This is a genomic window from Psychrobacillus sp. AK 1817 (genome assembly GCF_008807035.1).
Taxonomy (GTDB): Bacteria; Bacillota; Bacilli; order Bacillales_A; family Planococcaceae; genus Psychrobacillus; species Psychrobacillus faecigallinarum.
In genome coordinates, this window is the sequence record NZ_CP031739.1 from 2224991 (window position 1) to 2248920 (window position 23930).

22 protein-coding genes and 1 riboswitch are annotated in these 23930 nt (G+C 37.5%); of the genes, 10 read left to right on the forward strand and 12 right to left on the reverse strand.

The window, feature by feature from the left end:
• Window positions 1-20 precede the first annotated feature (20 nt).
• The gene (locus tag D0S48_RS10975; RefSeq protein WP_225321606.1) at window positions 21-1145 is read left to right on the forward strand and encodes an alpha-hydroxy-acid oxidizing protein; all 1125 of its coding nucleotides are present in this window, start codon (window positions 21-23) and stop codon (window positions 1143-1145) included.
• Window positions 1146-1309: 164 nt separating this feature from the next.
• Here the strand turns inward: D0S48_RS10975 and hpaB are convergent, their stop codons facing one another.
• The gene (hpaB, locus tag D0S48_RS10980) at window positions 1310-2740 is read right to left on the reverse strand and encodes a 4-hydroxyphenylacetate 3-monooxygenase, oxygenase component (protein WP_151111666.1); all 1431 of its coding nucleotides are present in this window, start codon (window positions 2738-2740) and stop codon (window positions 1310-1312) included.
• Window positions 2741-2952: 212 nt separating this feature from the next.
• On the opposite strand from hpaB, the gene D0S48_RS10985 reads away from it, so the two are divergent.
• On the forward strand, window positions 2953-3300 hold the full coding sequence (locus D0S48_RS10985; RefSeq protein ID WP_151111668.1) for a hypothetical protein: 348 nt from the start codon (window positions 2953-2955) through the stop codon (window positions 3298-3300).
• Between the two features lie 122 nt (window positions 3301-3422).
• Here the strand turns inward: D0S48_RS10985 and D0S48_RS10990 are convergent, their stop codons facing one another.
• The 4 genes from D0S48_RS10990 to D0S48_RS11005 all read right to left on the reverse strand — a co-directional run bounded on the left by D0S48_RS10990 (window position 3423) and on the right by D0S48_RS11005 (window position 6653).
• Window positions 3423-4121 carry an MBL fold metallo-hydrolase gene (locus D0S48_RS10990; RefSeq protein WP_225321607.1) on the reverse strand — a complete coding sequence of 233 codons (699 nt, stop codon included), beginning with the start codon at window positions 4119-4121 and terminating at the stop codon, window positions 3423-3425.
• Window positions 4111-4749 carry a TetR/AcrR family transcriptional regulator gene (locus tag D0S48_RS10995; protein ID WP_151111670.1) on the reverse strand — a complete coding sequence of 213 codons (639 nt, stop codon included), beginning with the start codon at window positions 4747-4749 and terminating at the stop codon, window positions 4111-4113. Before D0S48_RS10995 ends, D0S48_RS10990 begins: the two co-directional genes overlap by 11 nt.
• Window positions 4750-4898: 149 nt before the next feature.
• Entirely contained in the window at window positions 4899-5522 is a 624-nt protein-coding gene (locus tag D0S48_RS11000; RefSeq protein WP_151111672.1) for a hypothetical protein, read from the reverse strand.
• A gap of 246 nt (window positions 5523-5768) precedes the next feature.
• The gene (locus D0S48_RS11005; protein ID WP_144538580.1) at window positions 5769-6653 is read right to left on the reverse strand and encodes an SDR family oxidoreductase; all 885 of its coding nucleotides are present in this window, start codon (window positions 6651-6653) and stop codon (window positions 5769-5771) included.
• A gap of 162 nt (window positions 6654-6815) precedes the next feature.
• Here D0S48_RS11005 and D0S48_RS11010 point away from each other — a divergent pair, with 162 nt between their 5' ends.
• On the forward strand, window positions 6816-6992 hold the full coding sequence (locus tag D0S48_RS11010) for a hypothetical protein (RefSeq protein WP_225321608.1): 177 nt from the start codon (window positions 6816-6818) through the stop codon (window positions 6990-6992).
• An 86-nt stretch (window positions 6993-7078) separates the two neighbouring features.
• On the opposite strand, the gene D0S48_RS11015 is transcribed toward D0S48_RS11010, so the two are convergent.
• The 5 genes from D0S48_RS11015 to D0S48_RS11035 all read right to left on the reverse strand — a co-directional run bounded on the left by D0S48_RS11015 (window position 7079) and on the right by D0S48_RS11035 (window position 12645).
• On the reverse strand, window positions 7079-7837 hold the full coding sequence (locus D0S48_RS11015) for an SDR family oxidoreductase (RefSeq protein WP_151111674.1): 759 nt from the start codon (window positions 7835-7837) through the stop codon (window positions 7079-7081).
• 203 nt (window positions 7838-8040) lie between these two features.
• Window positions 8041-9246, reverse strand: a complete 1206-nt coding sequence (locus D0S48_RS11020) for a quaternary amine ABC transporter ATP-binding protein (protein ID WP_144538393.1) — start codon at window positions 9244-9246, stop codon at window positions 8041-8043.
• Window positions 9243-10130, reverse strand: coding sequence for an ABC transporter permease (locus D0S48_RS11025; RefSeq protein WP_318245411.1), 888 nt, complete (start codon window positions 10128-10130; stop codon window positions 9243-9245). Before D0S48_RS11025 ends, D0S48_RS11020 begins: the two co-directional genes overlap by 4 nt.
• Window positions 10131-10163: 33 nt before the next feature.
• Window positions 10164-11159, reverse strand: a complete 996-nt coding sequence (locus tag D0S48_RS11030) for an ABC transporter substrate-binding protein (protein ID WP_144538391.1) — start codon at window positions 11157-11159, stop codon at window positions 10164-10166.
• 526 nt (window positions 11160-11685) lie between these two features.
• Complete coding sequence (locus tag D0S48_RS11035; RefSeq protein ID WP_144538390.1) at window positions 11686-12645, reverse strand: 2-hydroxyacid dehydrogenase; 960 nt, start codon at window positions 12643-12645, stop codon at window positions 11686-11688.
• Window positions 12646-12800: 155 nt separating this feature from the next.
• A riboswitch (TPP riboswitch) is annotated at window positions 12801-12908 on the forward strand.
• Window positions 12909-12984: 76 nt separating this feature from the next.
• Here D0S48_RS11035 and D0S48_RS11040 point away from each other — a divergent pair.
• Genes D0S48_RS11040 through D0S48_RS11055 form a run of 4 tightly spaced genes read left to right on the forward strand, consistent with a single transcriptional unit; the run spans window position 12985 to window position 16251 of the window.
• A complete protein-coding gene (locus D0S48_RS11040) occupies window positions 12985-13575 on the forward strand; it encodes a YkoF family thiamine/hydroxymethylpyrimidine-binding protein (RefSeq protein WP_144538579.1) in 591 nt (196 codons plus the stop codon).
• Window positions 13568-14149, forward strand: a complete 582-nt coding sequence (locus D0S48_RS11045; RefSeq protein WP_144538389.1) for an ECF transporter S component — start codon at window positions 13568-13570, stop codon at window positions 14147-14149. Before D0S48_RS11040 ends, D0S48_RS11045 begins: the two co-directional genes overlap by 8 nt.
• Window positions 14142-15506 (forward strand): ABC transporter ATP-binding protein, encoded by a 1365-nt coding sequence (locus D0S48_RS11050; RefSeq protein ID WP_225321609.1) that lies wholly within the window; start codon window positions 14142-14144, stop codon window positions 15504-15506. Before D0S48_RS11045 ends, D0S48_RS11050 begins: the two co-directional genes overlap by 8 nt.
• Before the next feature lie 49 nt (window positions 15507-15555).
• Complete coding sequence (locus D0S48_RS11055) at window positions 15556-16251, forward strand: energy-coupling factor transporter transmembrane component T family protein (RefSeq protein ID WP_255475395.1); 696 nt, start codon at window positions 15556-15558, stop codon at window positions 16249-16251.
• A gap of 53 nt (window positions 16252-16304) precedes the next feature.
• Here D0S48_RS11055 and D0S48_RS11060 read toward each other — a convergent pair whose 3' ends face one another.
• The gene (locus D0S48_RS11060) at window positions 16305-18377 is read right to left on the reverse strand and encodes a bifunctional diguanylate cyclase/phosphodiesterase (protein ID WP_151111676.1); all 2073 of its coding nucleotides are present in this window, start codon (window positions 18375-18377) and stop codon (window positions 16305-16307) included.
• A 245-nt stretch (window positions 18378-18622) separates the two neighbouring features.
• Between D0S48_RS11060 and D0S48_RS11065 the strand changes: the two genes are divergently transcribed.
• The gene (locus D0S48_RS11065) at window positions 18623-19123 is read left to right on the forward strand and encodes a DUF1697 domain-containing protein (RefSeq protein WP_151111678.1); all 501 of its coding nucleotides are present in this window, start codon (window positions 18623-18625) and stop codon (window positions 19121-19123) included.
• A 104-nt stretch (window positions 19124-19227) separates the two neighbouring features.
• On the forward strand, window positions 19228-19596 hold the full coding sequence (locus tag D0S48_RS11070) for a VOC family protein (protein ID WP_151111679.1): 369 nt from the start codon (window positions 19228-19230) through the stop codon (window positions 19594-19596).
• A 172-nt stretch (window positions 19597-19768) separates the two neighbouring features.
• Here D0S48_RS11070 and D0S48_RS11075 read toward each other — a convergent pair whose 3' ends face one another.
• Window positions 19769-22858: an efflux RND transporter permease subunit gene (locus D0S48_RS11075; protein ID WP_151111681.1), complete on the reverse strand. Its 3090-nt coding sequence runs from the start codon at window positions 22856-22858 to the stop codon at window positions 19769-19771.
• A gap of 96 nt (window positions 22859-22954) precedes the next feature.
• Between D0S48_RS11075 and D0S48_RS11080 the strand changes: the two genes are divergently transcribed.
• Window positions 22955-23797, forward strand: coding sequence for a TetR/AcrR family transcriptional regulator (locus D0S48_RS11080; protein ID WP_144538382.1), 843 nt, complete (start codon window positions 22955-22957; stop codon window positions 23795-23797).
• Window positions 23798-23930 lie beyond the last annotated feature (133 nt).

The window sequence follows — 23930 nt, forward strand, 5'->3', positions numbered from 1 at the left end:
ATTTTGAAAGGATGATATGTATGATCAGTTCTATTTCTCATGTGGAACTACCACATTCTATTTCTCTGTTAGAGCAAATGGCTTCCAAGTCTATTGAAAAAGGGCCGTTTACCTATGTCCATAGCGGAGCCGGCAATGAAAGCACGCTTCGTGCCAATGAGGCGGCCTTTGAGGATTGGTATATCGTGCCCCAGTATTTGAATGATGTGAGCTTCAGGGACACTTCAGCTACTTTACTAGGCACTACCTTTCCTTCCTCCTTTGCACTTGCACCAATCGGCGTTCAAAGTATTTTTCATCCAGAGGGTGAGCTGGCTTCAGCACGTGCTGCTGCAGCTTGTGGAGTACCCTTTATAGCTAGCACATTATCCTCTTATCCTTTAGAAGATATTGCCGCCAACCTAGGAAACACCCCTCGTTGGTATCAGTTGTATTGGTCAAACGATGAAGAAATGGCAATAAGTATGGTGCGTCGAGCAGAAAAAGCAGGATACTCGGCTATTGTAATAACGATTGATACCTCTCTTCTTGGTAATAGAGAGCGTGACTTGAATAATCGTTATTCTCCTTTAAAATTGGGAAAAGGAGCTGCAAACTACTTACACGACCCTGTCTTTCAAGGTAGGTTTGCTAGTCCTCCTTCTGCAGACGATCCAGAGGTCATCAAGAATATTGTAGATATTATCTTTAATCCTTCATTAACATGGGAGAATCTCAAAACTATTAAGGAGCATACAAAGCTCCCTATTTTGCTTAAGGGTATTCTTCATGAGGAAGATGCAAGAAAAGCTTTACACCACGGAGTCGATGGAATTATAGTCTCAAATCATGGAGGCAGACAGCTAGATGGGTGTATTTCATCACTAGAGGCCCTACCATCCATTGCGGAAGTCGTCCAGGGGAAGATTCCGGTATTATTGGACAGCGGGATCAGACGGGGCTCTGACGTCGTAAAAGCAAAGGCACTTGGAGCAGATGTAGTTCTACTTGGCAGACCTTTTATTTATGGCCTAGCTGTTGCAGGAGAACAAGGAGTAGAGCATGTTTTACGTAATATGATTAATGATATTGATGTAACTTTAGCTTTATCTGGGTTTGCCTCGATGAAAGAGGTCAACTCCTCTCTTATTAGAAGAAAGAAATAAGTTTAGTCAGAATAGCTAAAGGCAAGAATGCTGAAATCATGCATTCTTGCCTTTCTAAATTATATGGTTATAAGTTAGAATTCTGTGAGCAGTTGACCGATTATCAGCTTTAATCAATAGTAAACGTCCTATTCAGCCAGATTTCCTCTAGATTTAAAGCAGCTCTATAAAATATCGTTAATACGTTGAACATAAGGCTCTTTATCATATTCAGAGTATAGCAGGCTTGCTACGCGTATTGGGTCTCCAAAGAAAAATCGCTCATATATAGTTTGCCTTGTACCGAATGGACTCATCGTGAGATCCCAGGCTAGTCGAAACAATTTTACCCGCTCTACAGCAGAGGCAGCCTTAGCCTGCATATAATGATCGAGATCCTTTCTAATGGGTGAGTTAAAATCATTTTCTGTTGGAATAGACATAAGTCCGCTGGCTCCTAATAGCTGAATGATTTCTGTCAGCCTTGGGTAGATACGTGGAAAAATAGTTATAGCTGCGTGCAATGTTAATCGATCTGGCTCCATGAGTCCGAATCTATTGATTTTCGCTTCCATCTCCGACTTCATTAACAAAGCTTTTAATGATTCTAATGCGACGATCACCTCTGTCGCCTTTTCCTGCACGTGCTGGTACTCTGCTATATTAATAGTTTTAATAATTGATTGTACAATTCCTAGGACAAATTCAGTTTTAATAATCTGTCGTGCTATCACCTGATGAAGGGAGAATGAGTGGAAGGAGCTACTAATCATAAAGTCATTTGCAACGGTCGTATCATCATAAAAAAATACACGCTCCCAAGGGATTAACACATTATCAAAGACTACAATGGTATCCATCTCTTCATACTTGGAGCTAAGTGGATAATTGAAGGTTGACTCACCACCAACTAGTGACTCACGACATATAAACTTTACTCCCTTCGTATTACTTGGGATAGAAAAGCAATAGCCCTTTCCTTCCTCTAATGAAGAACCTGTAGAGAGTACTAATATTTCATCGGTAATTCCACCCTGTGTAGCAAGAAGGCGCGCTCCTTTTATAATGATTCCTTGATCATTTTCACCAATAACCTTTGCCGCAATCGGCTCCTCTGCAGTTTCTAAATAGTAATACGCTCGATTCACTTGGGGCTCGATAAAGCTATGAGTCAAAGTTAAATCATTTTCTCGTACATATTCATAGTAAGATCGGAAATACTGAGGGAAACAGTTTTTTTTGCCTTCTAATAATTTAACAGAAGAGGCAAATGCCATTAAGGTCGTATTCATATAATCAGGACTTCTACCCATCAATCCATGAGTTACTCGAGCCCATTCCTGCACCATCATTCGTTTTTTTGCCAAATCTTCTTTTGACTTAGGCTCCAAAAAGGACAAGCCGACTAAATTTCCCGTGGTTGGCGAAGCATAGGTTAATATTTCTTTGTATTGAGGGTCATGCTGCATATCAAACAACGCCGCCTGGGTCTTCATAATGCCTTTGAATGCCGGATGCTCTGATATGTTGCCTGTTACTTGCTTTCCATCAATCCATACTTCAGAATTCAACCTATTTATGCGTTCTATATACTGTTTTCCATTAATTGCAGGCATAAACACACTCCTAAATGTAACTTCAAATTATTTAATTTATCTGCTTATATTATTATTTTTTTTCTAAATTGGTGACAAAGAATAAGGGGTATCATTTGACTTACTAAATTCAGTATTCTAGGATAACTATTCAAGGAATAATTTTTTCATAATTATAAATAGTGATATATTCTCTAAATACAATTAAATAAATAATAAAGGAGTCATGCAAAATGAAAAAGTTATTAGTTGCTATGGTAGGTTTGTCACTACTTGCTGGTTGCTCCGATGGACAAGAAAAAGCTACAGATGGAACACTCACCGAAAACAGCTCTAAAGCAGAACTACCAAAGCAAAATCAAGTACTAAAGGACTTTCCTGAATACCCAATTCTAGATGACATTATTGATTTACAAGTATATGTGGCAGATATTGAGACGGATAACAAAGGGTCACGAATAATTTTCTTTGAAGATTCTGATGGCAATAAAACATATAAAAGTGTTTTTGTTAAAGACGAGAATTATTTAAAAGTCATTCAGCTTAATGATGAAGGCATTCTTTACAATGAAATATTATAAAAAACAGTCCCCGAATTCTCTCGGGGACTGTTTTTTATATTCAAGCTATAATATTTCATTAAAGTAGTCATTCTTCAATTATCCGTGTTTTATCGGCAAAGTGGATTTTATGATATTATTTCTTAATTGAGCTTTGCTTTTAAAGTTTTTTTCATTTGATTAATGTAAGTAGTAATGCCATCAAACGGATTATCTATTGTTTTTCCATGACAAACCTCTAGCAGTTTCGGCCTTATATCATTTATGGCAGAAATTCCGCTTTCTGTAGCCTGCTTCATATCTCCAGTAAACATTGGCATAGGTTGATGCAGTTTTCCATTGCGCGTCGTAAATAAATCTCCGGCCAAAAGAACATCATCTAACTCATGGTAGTAAACCACATGCCCTGGGGAATGACCAGGAGTATATACTGGCTTAAGTGATCCTACATTTTGAAGCTCTCCTGCTAATTCATACAAAGACTGTGTCAGTCCGTTAGGAAGATTCTGCTCGAGCTTTTTTCGTCTTGGGTAGAGTATTTTGCCCTCTGCATACGGGATTTCTTTTGCGTGTGCAAATACCGGAACTTCCTTCCCCTTTACAATGTGCTCAACTGCACCCACATGATCTGCATGCCCATGCGTCAATACTATTCTTTTCAAGGGTCCAGCGTTTAGCTGTTCAATAAACCCCAATATTCCCTTAGCCATTTTTGGTAAGCCAGCGTCCACTAACGTAACACCGTCCTCCTCCTCCACTACCCATACTTGAACAGGTATCACTAGCCATATCATCCAAGATCTTATGCTCCAAATATTTTCTGAAACCTGTTTAATCTTCAATTTTTTCTCCCCCTATACATTTCCCCTTCATACCCTCTAACATAATCTCTACTGCCAAATCGAATGTCGGAATCAATCTTTCCATTAGCACTTCAAGCGGCTCGTGCTGGTAGGAATAGGTGCTAAGTATGCCATTTAAATGAAAATAAAATATACGAGAATAGGCTAGAATTTGCTGTTCTGATTTAATTTGCAGACAATTTGTAACAGCTGTTTTTAACAAATTAAATATAGAAAGACGTAATTTATTTATTTCCGTCACCGGCTCTTCATCTACCCTAGAAGACATTTCGTTAAAAAATATGCTATACATACTTTTGTTTTGTAGGCAGAAGTAAATATATTTTTTGCTAATTGTTTTTAATTTTTCTTCTGCTGATACATTCGTTTGTTGAAGCGTTTGTTCCATTTGAATGTATAAATCATTCAGATGTGGCATGGACAACTTGTAGAGAAGAGCCTCTTTATCCTTATAGTAAAGGTAAATAGTGGTATGAGAACATCCGGCCAACTTTGCAATTTCTCGTATGGTAACAGCATCATAGCCCTTTTGAGAAAATAATTTCTCTGCTGCATTGATAATTTCTTTCTTTGTTTCGTCTGAACGTGCACTTTGTCTATTTGTCATCTAAACACCCCAACTAACCATTGGTTATATTATAACCAATGGTTAGTGTTCTGTCAAAAAATGCTCTAAAGTCCTTTAAGACCTCAGAGCATTTTCTTTGCTTATAAATGGAAGTAGCTCAAACATAATCTTTGTCTGCGCCTGTAAGGTTACTCCTCTAATGTCTCTTGTTTCTCTTCTCCTTTAACAAAATAGCTAATTGTGTTACCCTCTGTATCAATTTCGATAGCTTGGTCCACATCTACGGCAATTCTGTGCTCAGCAATTACTTGTTCATCTGTTTTAGAGTATTTATAAGTTGCTAGTGTTTTATTTTTATTGTCACTTTCTTGTGTGATGAGTAGCTCAGATCCATTATTAAATGTTATTTTATCGTTTAATATTTCTATTTTCATATTGTTTTCGATAGGTATGTTTTGTGAGATTGCCCACTTTTCCTCAGTCTCATTATACTTCCCTATTAGTAGGCCTTGGGGTTCCTCTTTAGCTTGCGTATAAGGAATAACGACTTCTGGAATAGTATCCTCGTCAAATTGAACAATTACTGCTTGTCCAAATTCTGGCTCAGTTAGTTCATTTTCCTCCCACCATTTGCTTTGGTTAGATAATGCTAGCCATTCTTCATCTGTTACCTCAAGTGAGAACTCCTCATCTTCAACAACTTCTTTCTCACTTCCCTCAACATCGTTATCTTTCTTCACTGTTGTCTCTTCATCTGAGCAGGCTGCAAGTAGTAAACTAAGTGCAGCTAAAAATAATACTTTTTTTAACATACTAGACCTCCTTTAAAAGATGAATGTGCGTAACACTTTGTGTTTAATAACAAAATTCGACATTCATTTTATCTATATAGCCTAAAAACATGGCTGATAAACTCAATACAGGAAAATTTAGTATTTAATTGATTGGAAACATGAATTTTAGATATTCATTCATTTTAAGAACCTCCTTTGAAGAACCACTCATAAATAAGACCAAATCACGAGTGAGTTGGCCTTAGAAGAGTTAAATTATTGCTTTTAGGAAGAAGTCACTTGCCCGCCATTTACGTGAAGTGTTTGGCCAGTTACAAACCGAGAATCATCTGAAGCTAAATAAACAAAAGTAGGTGCTAGCTCAAATGGTTGACCCTGCCGCTCCATAGGATTGCCAGCTTGTGTGACCTCATCTGCAGAAAAGCTAGCTGGGATCAGTGGTGTCCAAATTTTTCCTGGAGCAATTGCATTGACTCTAATCCCTTGGCTTACTAGGTTATTAGCAAGTGCCCGAGTAAACCCTACATTAGCAGCTTTAGTAGCAGTATAGTCCATCAAATGCTTATGTCCCTCATATGCTACGACTGAGGCAGTGTTGATAATAGAACTTCCCGGCTTCAAATATGCTAAGGCAGCTCTTGTGGTATAGAAATGGGAATATATATTTACCTTAAAGGTATCGTCAAATTGCTCATCTGTAATATCTAGAAGACTTAGCTGTTGGAACTGGATTCCAACATGGTTACATAGAATATCAAGCTGCCCAAATTCCTGAACGGTTGCTTCTACTATGTGTTTGCAGTGATTTTTGTTTCTCAAATCTCCCGGTAAAAGCAAGCAGCGTTGTCCAAGTTCTTCGATTCTGTTTTTCGTGCGTAGGGCATCCTCTTGCTCATCAAGATAAGCAATTGCTACTTCTGCACCTTCTTTAGCAAAGGCAATAGCTGCAGCCGCCCCCATCCCGCTATCACCCCCTGTAATAAGCGCAACCTTTCCTTGAAGCTTCCGCGAACCTACATAGCTTGGGTTTTCAATAATAGGTCTTGGATGCATAAGGCGTTCAAGTCCTGGTTGTCTTAACTGTCGTTGCTCTCGTACCGTAATAGGGACTTCCTGGAATTTAGTTATTTTACCGTAGTTTGGATACATAGGGTAGTTTTGATTGTGCTCATGCGGTTCCAATAAAATCTCCCTTCTGATTTAAATATCAAATCATTTTATGTGAGTTTTCTTTCTAAGGTGAATGTCTCTCTTTTGAAGTCGATGCCAGATTTTATTAGAAGAATAGATTAATCAAAAGGAGGAATGCAGTTGAATGATAACCTAATACTTAACCAAGAAGCAGAAATGCTGCTCACAAATTACTCAGATGAAAAAGTACATGTTCAATATAACTCGAATGCCAAGCCATTCGCACTGCCTGAAATTGGAGCAAGACCACCATATTATTGCCACCCAAAGTATGATGCCTATTATCCACTTATATAATTGCTTGTGGTTGTTAACATCAGAATTATCTAATCCTGGTATTGAAAAACCCTCCTCCATAATGGAGAAGGGTTTTCTGAAGATATTTAATAGGAAAGCCAGCCTGCATCTGCTGTTATGACAGTTCCATTAACAAAGCTTGAATCGTCAGAAGCAAGAAATAATGCTACAGTTGCTATCTCTTCTGATTTACCCATTCTTGGATTGTTGCCCATTCCTAATCGAATACGCCCCATTCCTTTTTCACTCACACTCGTCATAGAATTATTTATGTTAGTTTCTACCCCACCCGGTGCGATTGCATTACAGCGAATGCCTTGGTCCGCATACATATATCCAGTATTTTTAGTGAACCCCACTACTGCATGCTTAGAAGCAGTATAAGCACCGCCAGCTCTAGATCCTTGTAGTCCACCAACAGAGGCTACATTGATAATAACTCCCTTTTGCTTATCTAAGAAGATTGGTAATACCTTACGTGTGGAACGCATGACACTCGTAGTATTAACTGAAAATATTCTTTCCCAGTTGCTATCTTCGATATCCCCAGCAGGCTCAAAGTTGTCCATTATACCTGCGTTGTTCACTAAAATATCAACAGTGCCATACGTATTTACCGTCGTATCAATCAGATTTTGAATATCATCTTCCTTTGCAACATTCGCAGTTATGGCTATTGCCTCTCCACCATTTGCTTTAATCTCGTCGACCGTAGCCTTCGCCGTCTCTTCGTTTAAATCCGAAACAGCGACCTTAGCCCCCTCTTTAGCATAGAGAACTGCAATCGCCTTTCCCATACCTGAACCCGCACCTGTTACTACCGCTACTTTGTCTTGAAGTCTCATTCCAACTACCTCCTCGGTTTGATTGAATGCGCTTACATTATTGTTTTAGTAGTTCACAAATCATCTCTTACTATCTTTAGTTTAGTTAAAAAAATCCAATTTTACAATAGATAACCTGTGAACATTTTTGAAAAAAATAAACGTTTTTAATTCAATTCATAGAAAAGCCCAAAGACGAATTAATCGTTTTTGGGCTCTCCTACTTACGCTTTTTGTTCAGGCTCCTCTACAGGATCACTTATTAAGCTTGCCAAAACGTGAACGCGTAAAATCATTCCTTTCATCGTTCCTTCCTCGTCTGTTACAACAAGAGGATACTTAGAATCAAGGACTTGCTGAATCAAGTCTTGTACATATTCTTCAGGATGGACTGTATTCACATCCTTTGACATTGTTTCTTGTAAGGATTTCTTCTGCTTCATGCCCTCGATAGCCTGGTCAATGGTAATGATACCTTGCAACTGACGCTTTCTGTCTACCACAAAAGCACTCGAGTTCCCATTCTCTCTCATCACCTGGATTGCAACATTTAGTCCATCCTTTAATGATACTAATCCGTTGGGCTTAGACATAATATGCTCTGCCTGAAGAATTTTAGTGCGATCAATATCTCGTATAAACTCTGATATATAGCTACTTGCCGGATTTTCCAGAATCTCTTCTGGAGTGCCAATTTGCTCAACTTTTCCGTTTTTCATAACCGCAACACGGTCCCCAATTTTAAAAGCCTCGTTGACATCATGTGTGATGAAGATTATTGTCTTTTGAAGGCGATTTTGGATATCAAGAAGCTCGAGCTGCATTTCTCTACGGATTAATGGGTCAAGTGCACTGAAGGGCTCATCCATTAATAGTATATCTGGATCGTTAGCAAGTGCTCTGGCGATACCTACTCGCTGGCGCATACCTCCAGAAAGTTCATCTGGATATTGGTTTTCATAACCTTTAAGACCAACTGTTTCTAGATGTTTCTGAGCAATTTCCTGGCGCTCGTTCTTAGACATTCCTCTTATCTCTAAACCATACTCAATATTTTCTAATACCGTACGATGGCTAAACAGCCCAAAATGCTGGAATACCATAGCTATTTTCTTTTGACGATAGTATTTTAACTGTGTCTTATTGTAATCCACGACATTTTCTCCATCGACGTATATAGCGCCAGAAGTAGGTCTATTCAATAAATTTAAACAACGAATTAGGGTAGACTTACCACTTCCTGATAACCCCATAATCACGAAGGTCTCTCCCTCCATGATTTCCATTGAGGCATTGTACACTCCGACCGTATGCCCTGTTTTAGCTAATATCTCTTCCTTTGGTACACCCTTCTCTACCATCGGAATAATTTTTTTAGGTCGAGACCCAAAAATCTTCGATACGTTTTCTAATTTTAATTTTACTGTCATGCGGCATCCCTCCTATGTTTCTGAAGGCGATTCGCAATTCCTCCGGTAACGCGGTCGATGATAATCGCTAGGAAAACAATACTGATCCCAGCTTCAAAACCTAGTGAGATGTCTATTCGGTTAATTGCAAAGAGTACTCGTTCTCCAAGTCCCTGCGCACCAACCATAGAACCAACAACCGCCATTGCTAGCGCCATCATTGTTGTTTGATTTATACCTGCCATAATTGTAGGTAAGGCTTGTGGTAGTTGTACTTTCATGAGCATTTGAGAGGAAGAGGAGCCGAATGATTGTGCAGATTCTACAATCTCTTTATCTACACTTCGGATACCTAATTCTGTTAAACGGATTACTGGTGGTAATGCATAAATGATTGTTGCAATAACTGCTGGTACATTTCCGAGCGGAAAGAAGAAAATTACTGGTATTAAGTAGACAAAGCTTGGCATTGTCTGCATCGCGTCTAATATCGGACGCATGATTCTGGACATGGATTTACTAAAAGCCATTCCAACTCCTAGTGGTATGCCTATAACAAGAGACAAAATTACGGAGATTAAAACGATGGAAATGGTGGTCATTGTTTCTGGCCACAAATCAAAGGATCCAATTAAGAAGATAAATGCTGCATATAGCAGTCCTCCATATAGATTATTAAAAAACCATCCAATTAAAAAGATGATAACAATAAATAACCACCAAGGAATCGCTAGTAGACCCGCCTCAAGACCTTTAATCATGGAGGACGAGATGATAAAGATAAAATCAAAGAATGCATCAAAATTCATGGCAAGAAAATCCACGAATTTCTCTACTACATCCCCTATTGGAAATCGTACGTTTGGAAATTCTGTCATAGAATGGGACTGTAAAAGTACAGCCACAACCACCTTTCTTTAGTTAGATTAAGTAATGAATTATTTCAAAGAAGCTTTTACCTTTTCAGCCACTTCTTCGGACACCCAAGCTGTCCAAATATCTTCATACTCTTTCATCCACCAAATAGCGGCTTCATCTGCTTCAACATCATTTTCCTGCATATAGTCTAATGCACTTTCCGTTAAATCGTTACTAGTTTCATATTTACTTAAAAAGTCTACTACGTCCTTAGCTTGTGTTGGTAAATCCTTATGAACTGCAATAACTACATCATTTGGTGGAAACTCAGTTCCTTTTGATTCATTCCATTTTGCTTCGTCGTAAGGTGCGTCTTCTAATAGAGTTAAATCGTAGCTAGCTGTTACCCACGTTGGTGACCAATAATATCCTACCCAAGGCTCCCCTTTTTTATATGCTCCTGCTAAATCTGCAACAATTGCAGAATCAGAGCCGGGTGCCAGATAGTTATATTGTTCGTCAAGGCCATATGTTTCAAGTTTCGTCCCCAAATACTCACTTACTACCCAACTAGATGGAGCTCCGACCACTCGGCCTTTACTGCTATCTTCGGGATCTTGGAAAATTTCTGGATACTTCTCTAAGTCTTGAACTGTCTTTAAATCTGGAGCGATTGGTTCAATACCTCGTTCTGCATCTCCCTCTATCACGTAAGTTGGAACATATAATCCTTGCGCGTTATCAGCGAAATTAGTAGCTACCTTCATGATATTTCCACTTTCAATTGCTTTTTCGTAGACATCTTTAATGTTATCGGTCCATACTTCCATATAGACATTTATGTCGCCCTTTTCAAGTGATTGCATCGTAGCTGCTGTTGTTCCACTTGTTACCTCGGTTTCATAACCATAACCCTCTTCGATGATAGTTTGAGCAATGCTGTTGTGTAGGCGTATACTATCCCATCCTGCATCAGCAAACTTAATCACCTCAATACTGTCTTTGCTTGTCTCGTTGCCACAAGCTGTAAGTACTAAAAGCATGCAAAGTGAAAAAAATAACATAATTTTTTTCATTAGTCTGACTACCTCTTTTCATTCAATTTTTAAATTAGACGTTCGATCGTTCCTCCTTCAATACTTATAAAATAACTGCTAAAATTTCAAAACAATTAAACTTCCTAATACTGAAATTAAAGGACGCCTAATTTATAACTACTAATACTACTAAACAAATTTGTATATTGCAAATTACTTAAAGAGATAGTTGTTAATTTTTTATTTTAATCTGAATATTTAGCATTAATTTAGTAGACCAATACGATTAGATAAATAGGTAAATATTGTACAATATTCTCGTTTAAAAACAGTAATTTTTATCAAGTATTTGATAGATAGTGCTTTTGTATAGTTTTAATTGAAAAGTGCATGCTCACTTGCTTTCTACTAGATTAGGACATAGGATAGTAAGCTTGATTTCAGGTGGACACTTTCTGTGGGGTGAGCGATAAGCCATCCCCGTCGCATACTTACACCTTTCTTACCTCATAAAAAATGCCATGAATACTGGATTCATGGCAGCCTAGATTATAATTTTTTTCCTTTAAACAACTCGATTGTCAGGTTCTTGTCCCTCTAAAACATTTTCAATTGCTTTAGCATTTATTTGCATCATAGCAAGTCTCGTATGAATACTTGCACTGCCGATATGGGGTAGGACTGTAACATTAGGCAAGGTTAAGAGTGGATGATCTAAAGGAACAGGCTCCGTCTCAAAAACATCTAGTCCAGCGGCCCATATTCTTTTATTTAGGAGGGCATCATAAAGGGATTGCTCATCTACGATTCCGCCACGTGCAACATTAATAAGAGCAGAGGTTTCCTTCATCAATCCTAACTCTTTTTTTCCAATCATCCTTTTAGTTTCTGGAGTTAGAGGTGTCAATATTACAACAAAATCAGATTCTTGCAATAATGTTTCTAGCTCCACATATGTAAAGTTATTTTGTTGCTCTGCCTCTAATTTTCTTGTTCTATTATGATATAAGACTTTCATATTAAAACCCTTCGCACGTCTTGCTACCGCTTCACCGATTCTTCCCATGCCTATGATTCCTAACGTAGCTCCAAAAACGTCCATTCCCGTCAGCTGCATCGGTGTCCATGATTTCCATTTACCTGCACGAATATCTTGTTCTGCTTCGGTAATACGACGAGCAGTAGCCAATAACAACGCAAAGGTTAGGTCTGCAGTTGTCTCAGTTAATACACCAGGAGTATTTGTTACCATAACCCCTTTTTCTTTCGCTGCTTCCACATCAATATTATTGAAGCCAACCGCTAGATTACTGATAATTTTTAAATTCGGTAGACTTTCTATAAGTTCCCGGTCCACTTTATCAGAGAGAACCGTCCACAGGGCATGGACGTCCTTTGCCTCCTTTTTTATATCTTCATAATCCATTGGAGTTTCCTCGCTGTGCCACATATTCACCTCAAATTTTTCTCTTAATGGCTGTACAATTTCCTCCGGTAATTTTCGAGTAATAAAAATTTTGTTCATTTAGTTTCCCCCTTATGTTTTCTGATAATTTAAGCATGGACGATTAGAGAAAAGAATTCAACCATATTTACAATTATATTTTTATACGCTATACTGTGGGCACATAAAGAAAACAAATTGTGTAAATTTATACACAACTGTAAAACTACATACCGTTTCTGCACTAGGGGTGCCCACTTTGGCTGTGATGAGAGCTTTTTAGCTCCGATCCCTTATTACTCGATCAGGATAATACCTGCGTGAGGAAGTGCGGTGACTTTCCTTTTTTCATAAGGGTTAGTGGCTGCATCTTCACGGATGTAGCTTTTTTTTATGAAAAAATTGAGGGAGGTTTTTAGGATGGAATGTGGTTTAAGTCCAATTGTAGGGTTTCGTTTTTCCCTACATCCGATGAGCAATGATTTTGTAAGCATTATTAAAGGTGCACTACAGAATACAGATGTATCCAATGTGTGGATGCATACGGATGATGTCTCAACCGTTATCAGAGGAAAACAAGTTCATGTATTTAATGTGGCAAAATCTATTACTCTGAATGCTGCCAAAACAGGGGTACATGTAGCTCTTTCTGGAACATTCTCAGCGGGTTGTCCTGGCGACACCACTGCTGACGTTTATTTAGACAAGGGAAATGAAGTGACAAATAAGGATGAAACAAACCAATATGTTTCTTCTCAATTTGCTTTATACCCTATGAACAATCCTAACTATATGGATGTGATCTACAGAGAGATTGAGCACGCTAAAGTGAAGGGTGTATTCAATGAATCTATGCATTATGCTAGCGGGATTCATGGGGATATCCATGACGTGTTTGCTTATTATGAGGCAGCCTTCAGCAGAGCTAGATCAGAAGAGCACAAGCATTTAGTGATGACTTTATCGATGAGCATTAATAGCCCTTCTCACGGAGATGACCTCCATGCTTAAATCATGGAAGCTAAAAGAAATTGTTTTAATGTCGGTCTTTGCAGTGGTGTTTGGGATTGTTTATTTACTCTTCCTTCATGTAGGAAACATTTGGTCTGGCTTCGTCGGACCAATCGCATATGAGTGGATTTTTGGTGTTTGGTTTATCGTTTCAATTATCTGTATGTACATCATTCGGAAACCCGGGGCGGCGGTTATCTCGGAAACTATCGCAGCAGCAATAGAGGTACTTTTAGGTAATGCCGTCGGGCCACGTCTTATCCTTTCTGGTGTCATACAAGGTCTAGGTGCCGAGGCTGTATTCGCCGCTACACGTTACAAACGGTTTGATCTTTGGGTTTTAATGCTTGCGGGAGCAGGATCCGCAGTTTTTAGCTTTGTGTATGGCTATTTCTTAGGAGGATTTGCCGTTTATACAACTGGGTATGTAGTTTTCATGCTAGTTGTTCGTATTTTTAGTGGAACTCTCATTGCTGGTTTAGGTGGAAAAGCTGTAGCTGACGGCTTGCTTGCCACTGGGTCGTTAAGAGGATATGCTATTTCGCGTTCAAAAAAAGGTGATATTCGTGCCTAAAGTTATCCGTTTTGAAGATGTCACCTTTTCTTATCCAGACAAGGATACTGCTGTTCTATCAAACTTTTCTATGTCTATCGAAAAAGGAGAGCGTGTCGTCATAACCGGACCAAGCGGCTGCGGAAAGAGCACTTTACTTTATTTGTGCAATCGTCTCTATCCAGAAAATTGCGATGGCATAGTGTCCGGTAGAATAGAACTTTTTGGTAAAGAAAATGATTCCTATCGACCTGGCGAGGTCAATCATCGTATCGCAACAGTATTTCAAGATCCCGATGCACAATTTTGTATGCCAACTGTAGAGGAAGAGCTTGCTTTTACTTTAGAGAATTTACTCGTCGCACAGGAAGAAATGGAGACGAAGATTTCTGAAGTATTGGAGTTAACTAGGTTAACGGATTATCGACATTCCATCATTCAATCGCTTTCTGGAGGTATGAAGCAAAGGGTTGCCACTGCTTGTGCAATGATTATGGAGCCAGAAATATTATTGTTAGATGAGCCTATCACCCATCTGGACCCGTATACCGCAAAACAATATATTGAATGGTTGGACTTACTTCAGCAAAAATCGAGTATAACCATCTTAGCGATTGAGCATAGACTCGACCTATGGGACAACTTCTTTCATCGAACAATTAAGTTAAAGGAAGATAGAATTCCGTATGAAAGCTATACCAAAAGGAAGAGCATGGTTCAAGCAGAAAAGTCTCTGCATGTGGAAAATATTAGTACAAAGCATTTTTTACAGCCAACTTCATTCTCTTTAAATAAAGGAGAAATCGCAGTGCTAGCTGGACCAAATGGCAGTGGGAAATCTACATTATTGAAGGCTCTTTCTGGTATTTTACCCTCTAATGGCAAAGTAAAGCCTAGCATGTTAGGCTATGTACCTCAATCACCAGAATTTTTGTTTATTACAGGGCAAGTGAAGGAAGAGGTTTCTTTCGGTGGTGTTCAAAATACGGAGGAAATGTTGGAGCGACTGAATTTATCTACTGTTTCAGATGCACATCCTTTTTCAATCAGTCATGGGCAAAAAAGGCGCCTAGCTATAGCCATTATGCTTTGTCAGAATCGTGAAGTGATACTGATGGATGAGCCTACTTCTGGCCAGGACTCCGCTACTTTAGCCGAACTGTTTAAAGTAATTGATAATCGTTCTAAGGCAGGTACTACCTTCCTAATTGTTACACATGATATGGAGTTTGCTTATAAGGTTGCAGACACCATTTTACTAATGAAAGACGGAGCAATTACAGGAAAATATCACTCTGACAGCTTTTGGGGTAAAGAAGATTTACTGCTAGAACATCAATTACTCTCACCTAGACGAGGTGCTCTCTATGCACACTAGCCTACATAGGATGAATCCGTCTGTTAAGTTTGTGATAGTAATGATTTGCATGCTGACACTTGCGTTTTTTTTCAATCCATGGACTCCACTTATTTTTTGGTTAAGTATTATTTTGGTGCAAATCTTTTTAAGCCATATATCCTGGAGAAAATGGGGCTTACTGATGCTACCATTTTTTATAGCAGCATTTGGCTATCTTTGGACTACTCTTTTATTTGCAGACAGTAGGACTGGTCCTGTTCTTTGGTCTATCGGTTCTGTTGAAATAACTATGAGTCAACTGAATCACGCCTTGTCCCTAAGCTTTCGCGTTTTAGCTTTTTCTAGCCTAAGCTTGTTATTTGCTTTAACTACCGATCCAATTATATTTATACGTAGCCTAATGCAGCAGTTAAAACTATCTCCAAAAATCGCTTACGGAATTATGGTTGGTTATCAATTTCTACCCCTCTTAAAGGATGAATTTATACTAGTTCAACAGGTGCAGAAACTTAGGGGATTAGATGACCAATCAAATATTTTCAAGAGAATAATAGGTTTACGGCGCGTACTAATCCCCATGCTCGCTGGAGCTGTTCGTAAAGCGGAGAAAGTTGCATTTGCTATGGAAGCAAGGGGTTTCACAGGAGAACCAAGAAGGGTTTTTTATCATAAGGTTACTATTGAAAAGAATGATTTCATGTTAGCATTCTTGTTTATTAGTTTATTATTAATCAGTTGTTTCAGTAATCTTTGGTTAGCGTAAAAACAAAGAGAGTGACACCTGACTTGGGTGACACTCTCTTCCTTTAAATACAATCATATTTTATCAGCAAACTTTTGTTTTATATTCTCTTGCCAATGAAATAGTTCTTCTGCTCGCATAGGTTTAGCAAAATAATAACCTTGTAAAATAGGATTTTCGCAGGATGCCCTTAAAAATCCTACCTGTTCTTTTGTTTCCACTCCTTCAAAGACTATTTCTAGTCCGAGTGACGTCCCTAGTGCAATAATAGCCTGTACTATTAAAGAATCTTTATGAGAATTTGGAACTTCCTCAATAAATGTTTTGTCAATCTTCAAGGTAGAGATTGGTATTTGCTTTAAATAAGAAAGTGAGGATACCCCTGTTCCAAAGTCATCCAGGGCAACAGAGAAACCTTTCTCCCTAAATACTCCTACCGCCCGCATTGCTTCTTCAATATTACTTACAAAGCTAGTTTCCGTAATTTCTAACTCTATTTCATTTGGACAGATTTCATAACTACTTGTAATACTTATCAAACGTTTTAGTAGAGCTGGAGAGGTAACATAATGTCCAGGTATATTAATCGCTACTTTTCCTAGTGAAATATTTTCTTTCTTCCATTGGTACATTTGTTTACAAGCCTGTTCTACAATCCAGTCCGTAACCATTTCCATCTTCGAATTTTCCTCTAGTATAGGGACAAAGACTGCCGGAGACAAAAAACCATATTTTGAATTATTCCATCTTAGAAGAACCTCTACTCCTGCTACTTCCACATTTCGTAGATTTATTTTGGGTTGATACACGAGATATAACTCTTTGTTAATCATTGCTTTTTCAATTCCATCGACTAATTCTTTTTCAAACGTATGCGTATGTATGACCGGATCAAACATAATTACTTCATGTTTATGTTCAATGGAAGAGTCATTAAACACAGCTAGGGCATTCGAATAGATTGAATGAAGGTCTCGATAATCCCTTACCGCGGAAATAGCACAAACCCCTGGAAGTACTATTTTTTTATTTTTAATTGTAAGGGGTCTCTTTAAAATCTCCGCTATTTTTTCCATTGCTATTAGCATTTCATGGATATTTGTATCATCAGTAGTTCTCATAATATAAGCGAAACGATTGCTTTCAAATTTAAACAAACGAGCTGATGGCGGCTTGTAATCCGTGAAGATTTTAGTTAAATGTTGAATGACCTCGTCCCCAAACATGAAGCTAAACTCTTGATTTATTTTTCCAAAGTCATGTAAATGCCAGACTGCTAGTGTTTGACCAGTAACAGACTTTTCAATGTATGATTCAAAGCTTCTACGATTAGGTAGCATTGTAAGATTATCAAAGTAATTGGCTCTATATTTTACGTACCGATCCATCATACTAGATAAAAGTAATACCCCTATTAGCATTCCAAGGAAAAAGGTTACAGTTACACCTAGAAAAGTATTATGCATCGAGTGATTTTCTGCAGTTGCGACTAAATAATCTCTCGGGGCGTAAACACTTATTGCTAATATTCCTACATAATGAGTTGTAGCAATTGCACAGCCCATTAAAATGGATGAAAAAGTTTTAGTAATAAAGTTTTTTGTCTTTTTTGATGAATATTTAATAGAAAATAGAGCAGTCTGCGTAAACATGATAGAGATACACAAGCTGATAAATATAGTAGGTCTATCGTAAACGTATTGCACATCCATCTCCATGGAACGGATTCCAATATAGTGAACTCCTGCTATCCCTAACCCCATTAAAATACTTGCAATTATATATTTCCACCAAGATTGAATTGGTTTATTTACCCAATAGAAAAAAATAAAAGATGCTAAAACACCTGGAATTAGTGACACAAAAGTCAATATCCAATTGTAATTCATACTGATTGGCAACGTAATAGCGGTCATACCTACAAAATGCATAGCCCAAATTCCCAAACCAAGTGAAATAGATGCTAATATTAACCAAAATAAATAGTGAAAAAAACTATTTTTTTGGACTCTTTCATTTAGCGATAGCGCAGTAAATGAAGCAATACAGGCAACTATAATTGAAATTATCACACCGACCAATGAATACTCCGGTTGTAACTCTATAGAATATATGGGTGATATAGCACTAAAAAACAACTTTGTCATTCCTTTCGACGAACAACTTATCTGTTAAACTATACCATATCAACCAGACATATAACATAAAAACCATAATGTAATTGTATAATTTTGATTAAATATTTTATCTTATAATATTTTTACAATATATGTGTGTCGAATTGTTGAAAATTGGTTCTTTATGATTATTTATTTTTGTTATATAATTATTGTGAATATTCCAATACTGTTGAAAATAGGTATTATCAGAAAATTATATAGGAGGCTATTAAATGTCATCAGTGGCTCTGCTAAGAGGAATTAATTTAGGAAAGATTAATAAAGTAGATATGAAATCTCTAAAGCAACTCTTTGAAGAATTGGGCTTTCATAATGTACGTACATATATTCAAACAGGAAACGTTATTTTTGATAACAGTGAATGTAGCGAGGGAAAATTAGAGGAAGCACTAAGAATCACTTATGGGTTTTCTATTCCGGTTACTTTAAGAACGAAATCTGAATTGGAAGAAGTACATAACCATCCACTTTTCTTAAATGACCAAACCTTTGTCATGTTTCTACAAAGGAAAATTACCAACGAACAGATTACTATACTTAAGGAAATAGTAGAGGACGAGTTTGTAGTTCTTCATAGACGTAATTTGATCATTAATCATTCCAAGAACTATCACCAGACAAAGTATACGAATGCCTTCTTTGAAAAGAAGCTCCAAACGGTTTGCACAGCTAGAAATAAAAATACAGTGATAAAAATATTAGAAAGAATGTAGGATGTTTGACATAAGAATTTCTTATACCTTTTTATGAATTAAATAAATTTTTATTATCAGAAAACTTACGGTAAAGTAAAGTTATTCATAAGGGGGTATGAAGCATGTCGTTTACTTTTAAAAAAATCGATCATATTCAATTAGCTGCTCCAAAGGGCTGTGAAGAAGAAGCTCGCCGATTCTTCACTGGAATTTTAAGATTGCCAGAAATAGAAAAACCACCTCTTCTAAAACAGAAGGGCGGTGTATGGTTTACATTAGGTAGCTATCAAATTCACATTGGAGTTGAAGAAAAGTTTTCTCCTGCCAAGAAGGCACATCCAGCATTCGAGGTGGAAAACTTAGAAGCTCTAAAAGAGCATTTATCCGAACAAGGAGTAAGCTTTGTAGTCGATGCAGAGCTACCAGGAGCTAATCGCATCTACATTCATGATCCATTTGGTAATCGAATCGAGATTTTAGAGTGGATGTGACTTAAAAAAAGCGCAGTCGTGACAAAATTGTTCTTCGATTTCCACTCTGCTTTGGTTTACGCTTTCAGGGGTAGCCAATAAGCCATCACCGCCGCTCACGCATCTTGCAGGAACACTTATATTTGAAAAAACGCCTATGGGAAAATGACTCCCACAGGCGTTTTTATTTTAATTAATTATCTTGTACTTCGTTACGTTTTTTCTTAAATAGCTTAGAAAGAACCTCATAAACGATTGGAACTATAATCAGCGTTAACAATGTTGAACTTGCTAGACCACCGATTACGGTAATACCTAATCCTTTAGAGATTAAACCACCGCCACCACCTGAACCAACCGCAAGTGGAACAAGTGCTCCAATTGTTGCAATGGCAGTCATAAGAATTGGACGTAAACGTGTTGCCCCAGCTTCTAAGATTGCTTCACGCATTGTCATACCATCACGTTCCATATGAATAATACGGTCCACAAGCACGATAGCGTTCGTCACAACTATACCTATCAGCATGAGGAGACCCATCATAACAGATACGGAAATTGTTTCATCTGCAAGCCATAGACCTGCAAATGAACCGATTACTGCAAATGGTAACGAGAATAGGATAGCAAATGGCGCTACACCTTCACCAAATGTTACTACCAAGATGAAGTAAACAATCGCAATCGCTGCAAGCATCGCCACTCCAAGCTGAGTAAATGTTTCATTCATATCTGCAGTTACCCCTGCAACTCCAACTGTTACACCCTTAGGTAAGTCTAATTCTTCAATCGCTTCATCTACATCTGCTGAAGCTTTTGAAATATCATCATCTAGGATTGTAGCTGATACAGTAGCATAGTACTCTCCTTTACTACGCGCAAGCGTATTTAAAGCGTACCCTTCTTCTACTGTTACAATTTCAGACAATGGGATTGTTGTTCCCATTGCTGTCGGAACTTCTTTTGCTAAAATATCATCAATTGATTTAGGTGTTTCTGTTTGTTCTTGTTGTACGATAACCTCTAAAGTATTACCGTCTTTTTCAACTGTAGTTAATACTTCCTGAGTAGTAGTAGGACTTAACATCATAACGATTTGACCTGTTGTTAACCCATATTGTAATAATTCATCCTGTGCTACTTGGAACGTATACTCTACATAGCTATCTTCGGCACTTGAAGAAACATCTTTTAATCCTTCTGTTTCTCCCATTACCCCTTCAACCATAGATACAGCTTCATTTAGTTTATCTAAATTTTCGCTATAGAATGTGTAGCTGATTTCATTTGTTGACATAGACATACTCGAGAAGTTTTGGCTCTTCCATTCGCCGGTTTGACCAATGTTAAAGACATACTCCTCAATTTCTTCACGAGCACCAGGGAAATCTTCCATGTCTTCATCAAAGATCAAGTACATTAACGCTCCGCCTGTACCCCCGCCCATCATAGCAGTCATGTCATTTGCACCGTCACCGTTAATAGATACTTGAGCGATATCGATATCTTTGCGTTTTAGCATCTCTTCTTCAACTTTTGTAACGTTAGCTAAGGTATCTTCTTTTAGTTCACCAGCTTTTGGTGTGTATGTTAAATACATTACTTTTTCTTCTTCACTTCCTAAGAAACTAAAGCCAATTAAAGGAGTAAGCATTAGACTACCTACTAATAATGCAATAGAAACAATAGAAGTAATAATTTTATGGTTCAATGTCCATTTTAGAATTTTCTTATAACCTTCAGCTAATTTGCCTTGCTCTTTGTGATTACTTTCTGTTTTTTCAGCATAAAGTTTTTTCTTAAATAAGAAATGAGACATTGCTGGTACAATCGTAATTGCTACCAATAAAGATGCACCAAGAGCAAAAGTCATTGTTAATGCGAATGGCATGAATAATTCTCCAACCATTCCACCGACGAAGATTAACGGTGCAAATACTGCCACTGTTACTAATGTAGATGAAAGGATTGGCTTGAACATTTCAATAGTCGCTTCACGAACTAAAGCACGACCTGATAATGGCTCACCTTTTAAATGTAAACGACGATAAATATTTTCTACTACTACAATGGAGTCATCAATTACCCGTCCAATCGCAACCGTAATTGCTCCAAGTGTCATAATGTTCAACGTTATATCTAACCAATTTAATAGCAGTAAAGCCATGAATATAGATACTGGTATAGATACAATTGAAATAATAGTAGATTTGAAATCGCGCAAGAATAGCAAAATGATTAATACTGCGATCAAACCACCAAAGACTGCTTTTTCTACCATCGTGAATACAGATTCTTCGATAGGAGCACCTTGGTCTAGAGATACATCAATAACAATACCATCAATGTTCTTTTCTTCTTCTGCGATTAAATCCTTCACTGCATTTACTACAGTTACTGTGTTAGCATCTTGATTTTTTACTATTTGAATTGCAATGGCATTCTTACCATTAGTACGGGAAACAGACTCTACTTTACCAACAACCTCAACTTGTGCAATATCCCCTAATTTAACAAATGGAGATGGATTGGTAGCAGATGGAGTCACAGGAATTAGCATTTCTTTTAATTCATCCGCAGTCATAAACTTACCATCGACTGCTACTGCCTGCTCACCTTCTTCAAATTCAAACAATCCTAATGATACAGCCATATCACTAGCTTGAATCATTTGCTTGACAGTATCTTCTGTTACATCCAATTCAGCCATCTTCGCTTCGTCATATGTAAGCTCTACTTCTTCAATATGTTGACCTGTTATAGTCGCCGATGCAACGCCATCGATTTTATCAATTTTTGGAAGTAAAATATCTTCTACTGTCGATGTTAGTTCTACAATATCCTCTTCTGTACTACTTACACTAAGTGCAACTACTGGCATCATATTCATACTGATTGCTGTTATAGTTGGCTCCTGTGCACCTTCCGGTAAAGATATTTTATCCAAGGCAGATTCCATGGCGCGTTTTGCTTCATCCATGTCAGTGCCGTATTCGTATTCCACTTGAATGCTAGACATATTCGAATATGAATTAGAATATACAGACTTAACATCTTCTAATCCTTCTAATGCTTTTTCAAAAGGCATCGAAACGTCTTCCATTACTTTTTCAGGAGTCGCACCAGGATAAACATCCATCACCATTAAGAACGGAATCGAGATATCTGGAATGGTCTCCATTTTCATTCGTGTACCTGAATAAATACCAGAAACAGTTATAATAATCGTTAATAACCAAACTGCTAGTTTATTTTTCAGGACAAAATTTACTAACCCTTTCACCCTTACACCTACCCTCAATTGACTTATCGAACTCATTTATTTATAATAATGACTAATTGGTCATTTGTCAACAATATGCATTGGGAGCGATAATATATGGTAAAGAAACAACTAATTATGGATAAAGCGTTAGAACTGTTTGCTAAACAAGGTTTTGAAGCTACATCAGTCCAACAAATTACTGACCATTGCGGAATTTCTAAAGGTGCCTTCTACCTTTCTTATAAATCTAAGGATGAACTAATCATCTCTTTAGTAGATTGCTTTATGAAACAAATAATCGCTGACATTGACTCGTCAGTCAAAGATTGTTCACATTCTGATGATATGCTATCTACATTTTTTTACACAACCAATAAAGCGTTTCAAGATAACTCTACTTTTGCAAAGATTTTCTTTAAGGAGCAAACCCATACTGTAAATGAAAACCTTTTGAATAGATTGTCTTATTATGATAGTAAGGTAAATGACATTATCTTATACATAATTGATCATTTGGTATTAGAAAATGAAAAGACTAAGTTCGATTTGCTAATTTGTATAAAAGGATTTATGAAGGTCTATGTGGATCTTTTCTTAATCTACGAATTACCTCTACTAGATCTAGATATCCTCACTAAATCGCTAGTAGAGAAAACAAACATCTTAGCTAGGCATTCCACTATTCCTTTTATCACCAAGGAAAGTGCACAGATCTTACAGGATCATATTGAAGGTACTGATAATAATTCAAAACAGATTATTGAATTAATCGAGCAGCTCATAATAGACATTGAGGAGCCGATTGAAAAAGAATCATTGGAGCTCTTAAAAAATTGTCTACAAAGCGAAAACAATAGCCTCGCCATTATTAAAGGGTTATTGGAAAATATTAAAAACAACCCGCAATGTAAGTGGGTTGCCTATTTAATAAGAGAGAAGTACTCCATTCAACAATAAGGGTCATGCTGGGAATACTTATATCGAAAATAAAACAGTTATAAAATAAAGGGTGTCCAGAAATTATCTTTTCTGGACACCCTTTTTTGTTATTGAAATATCCTTCTTGTGAAAGAAAAGATGTTTTTTCCAA

What these genes read in the sequence shown, in the direction of transcription:
- D0S48_RS10975 (WP_225321606.1), top strand. Translation starts at nt 21, where the DNA reads ATGATCAGTTCTATTTCTCATGTGGAACTACCACATTCTATTTCTCTG.
- hpaB (WP_151111666.1), bottom strand. Translation starts at nt 2,740, where the DNA reads ATGCCTGCAATTAATGGAAAACAGTATATAGAACGCATAAATAGGTTG.
- D0S48_RS10985 (WP_151111668.1), top strand. Translation starts at nt 2,953, where the DNA reads ATGAAAAAGTTATTAGTTGCTATGGTAGGTTTGTCACTACTTGCTGGT.
- D0S48_RS10995 (WP_151111670.1), bottom strand. Translation starts at nt 4,749, where the DNA reads ATGACAAATAGACAAAGTGCACGTTCAGACGAAACAAAGAAAGAAATT.
- D0S48_RS11000 (WP_151111672.1), bottom strand. Translation starts at nt 5,522, where the DNA reads ATGTTAAAAAAAGTATTATTTTTAGCTGCACTTAGTTTACTACTTGCA.
- D0S48_RS11005 (WP_144538580.1), bottom strand. Translation starts at nt 6,653, where the DNA reads ATGTATCCAAACTACGGTAAAATAACTAAATTCCAGGAAGTCCCTATT.
- D0S48_RS11015 (WP_151111674.1), bottom strand. Translation starts at nt 7,837, where the DNA reads ATGAGACTTCAAGACAAAGTAGCGGTAGTAACAGGTGCGGGTTCAGGT.
- D0S48_RS11020 (WP_144538393.1), bottom strand. Translation starts at nt 9,246, where the DNA reads ATGACAGTAAAATTAAAATTAGAAAACGTATCGAAGATTTTTGGGTCT.
- D0S48_RS11030 (WP_144538391.1), bottom strand. Translation starts at nt 11,159, where the DNA reads ATGAAAAAAATTATGTTATTTTTTTCACTTTGCATGCTTTTAGTACTT.
- D0S48_RS11035 (WP_144538390.1), bottom strand. Translation starts at nt 12,645, where the DNA reads ATGAACAAAATTTTTATTACTCGAAAATTACCGGAGGAAATTGTACAG.
- D0S48_RS11040 (WP_144538579.1), top strand. Translation starts at nt 12,985, where the DNA reads ATGGAATGTGGTTTAAGTCCAATTGTAGGGTTTCGTTTTTCCCTACAT.
- D0S48_RS11045 (WP_144538389.1), top strand. Translation starts at nt 13,568, where the DNA reads ATGCTTAAATCATGGAAGCTAAAAGAAATTGTTTTAATGTCGGTCTTT.
- D0S48_RS11055 (WP_255475395.1), top strand. Translation starts at nt 15,556, where the DNA reads ATGCTGACACTTGCGTTTTTTTTCAATCCATGGACTCCACTTATTTTT.
- D0S48_RS11060 (WP_151111676.1), bottom strand. Translation starts at nt 18,377, where the DNA reads ATGACAAAGTTGTTTTTTAGTGCTATATCACCCATATATTCTATAGAG.
- D0S48_RS11065 (WP_151111678.1), top strand. Translation starts at nt 18,623, where the DNA reads ATGTCATCAGTGGCTCTGCTAAGAGGAATTAATTTAGGAAAGATTAAT.
- D0S48_RS11070 (WP_151111679.1), top strand. Translation starts at nt 19,228, where the DNA reads ATGTCGTTTACTTTTAAAAAAATCGATCATATTCAATTAGCTGCTCCA.
- D0S48_RS11080 (WP_144538382.1), top strand. Translation starts at nt 22,955, where the DNA reads ATGGTAAAGAAACAACTAATTATGGATAAAGCGTTAGAACTGTTTGCT.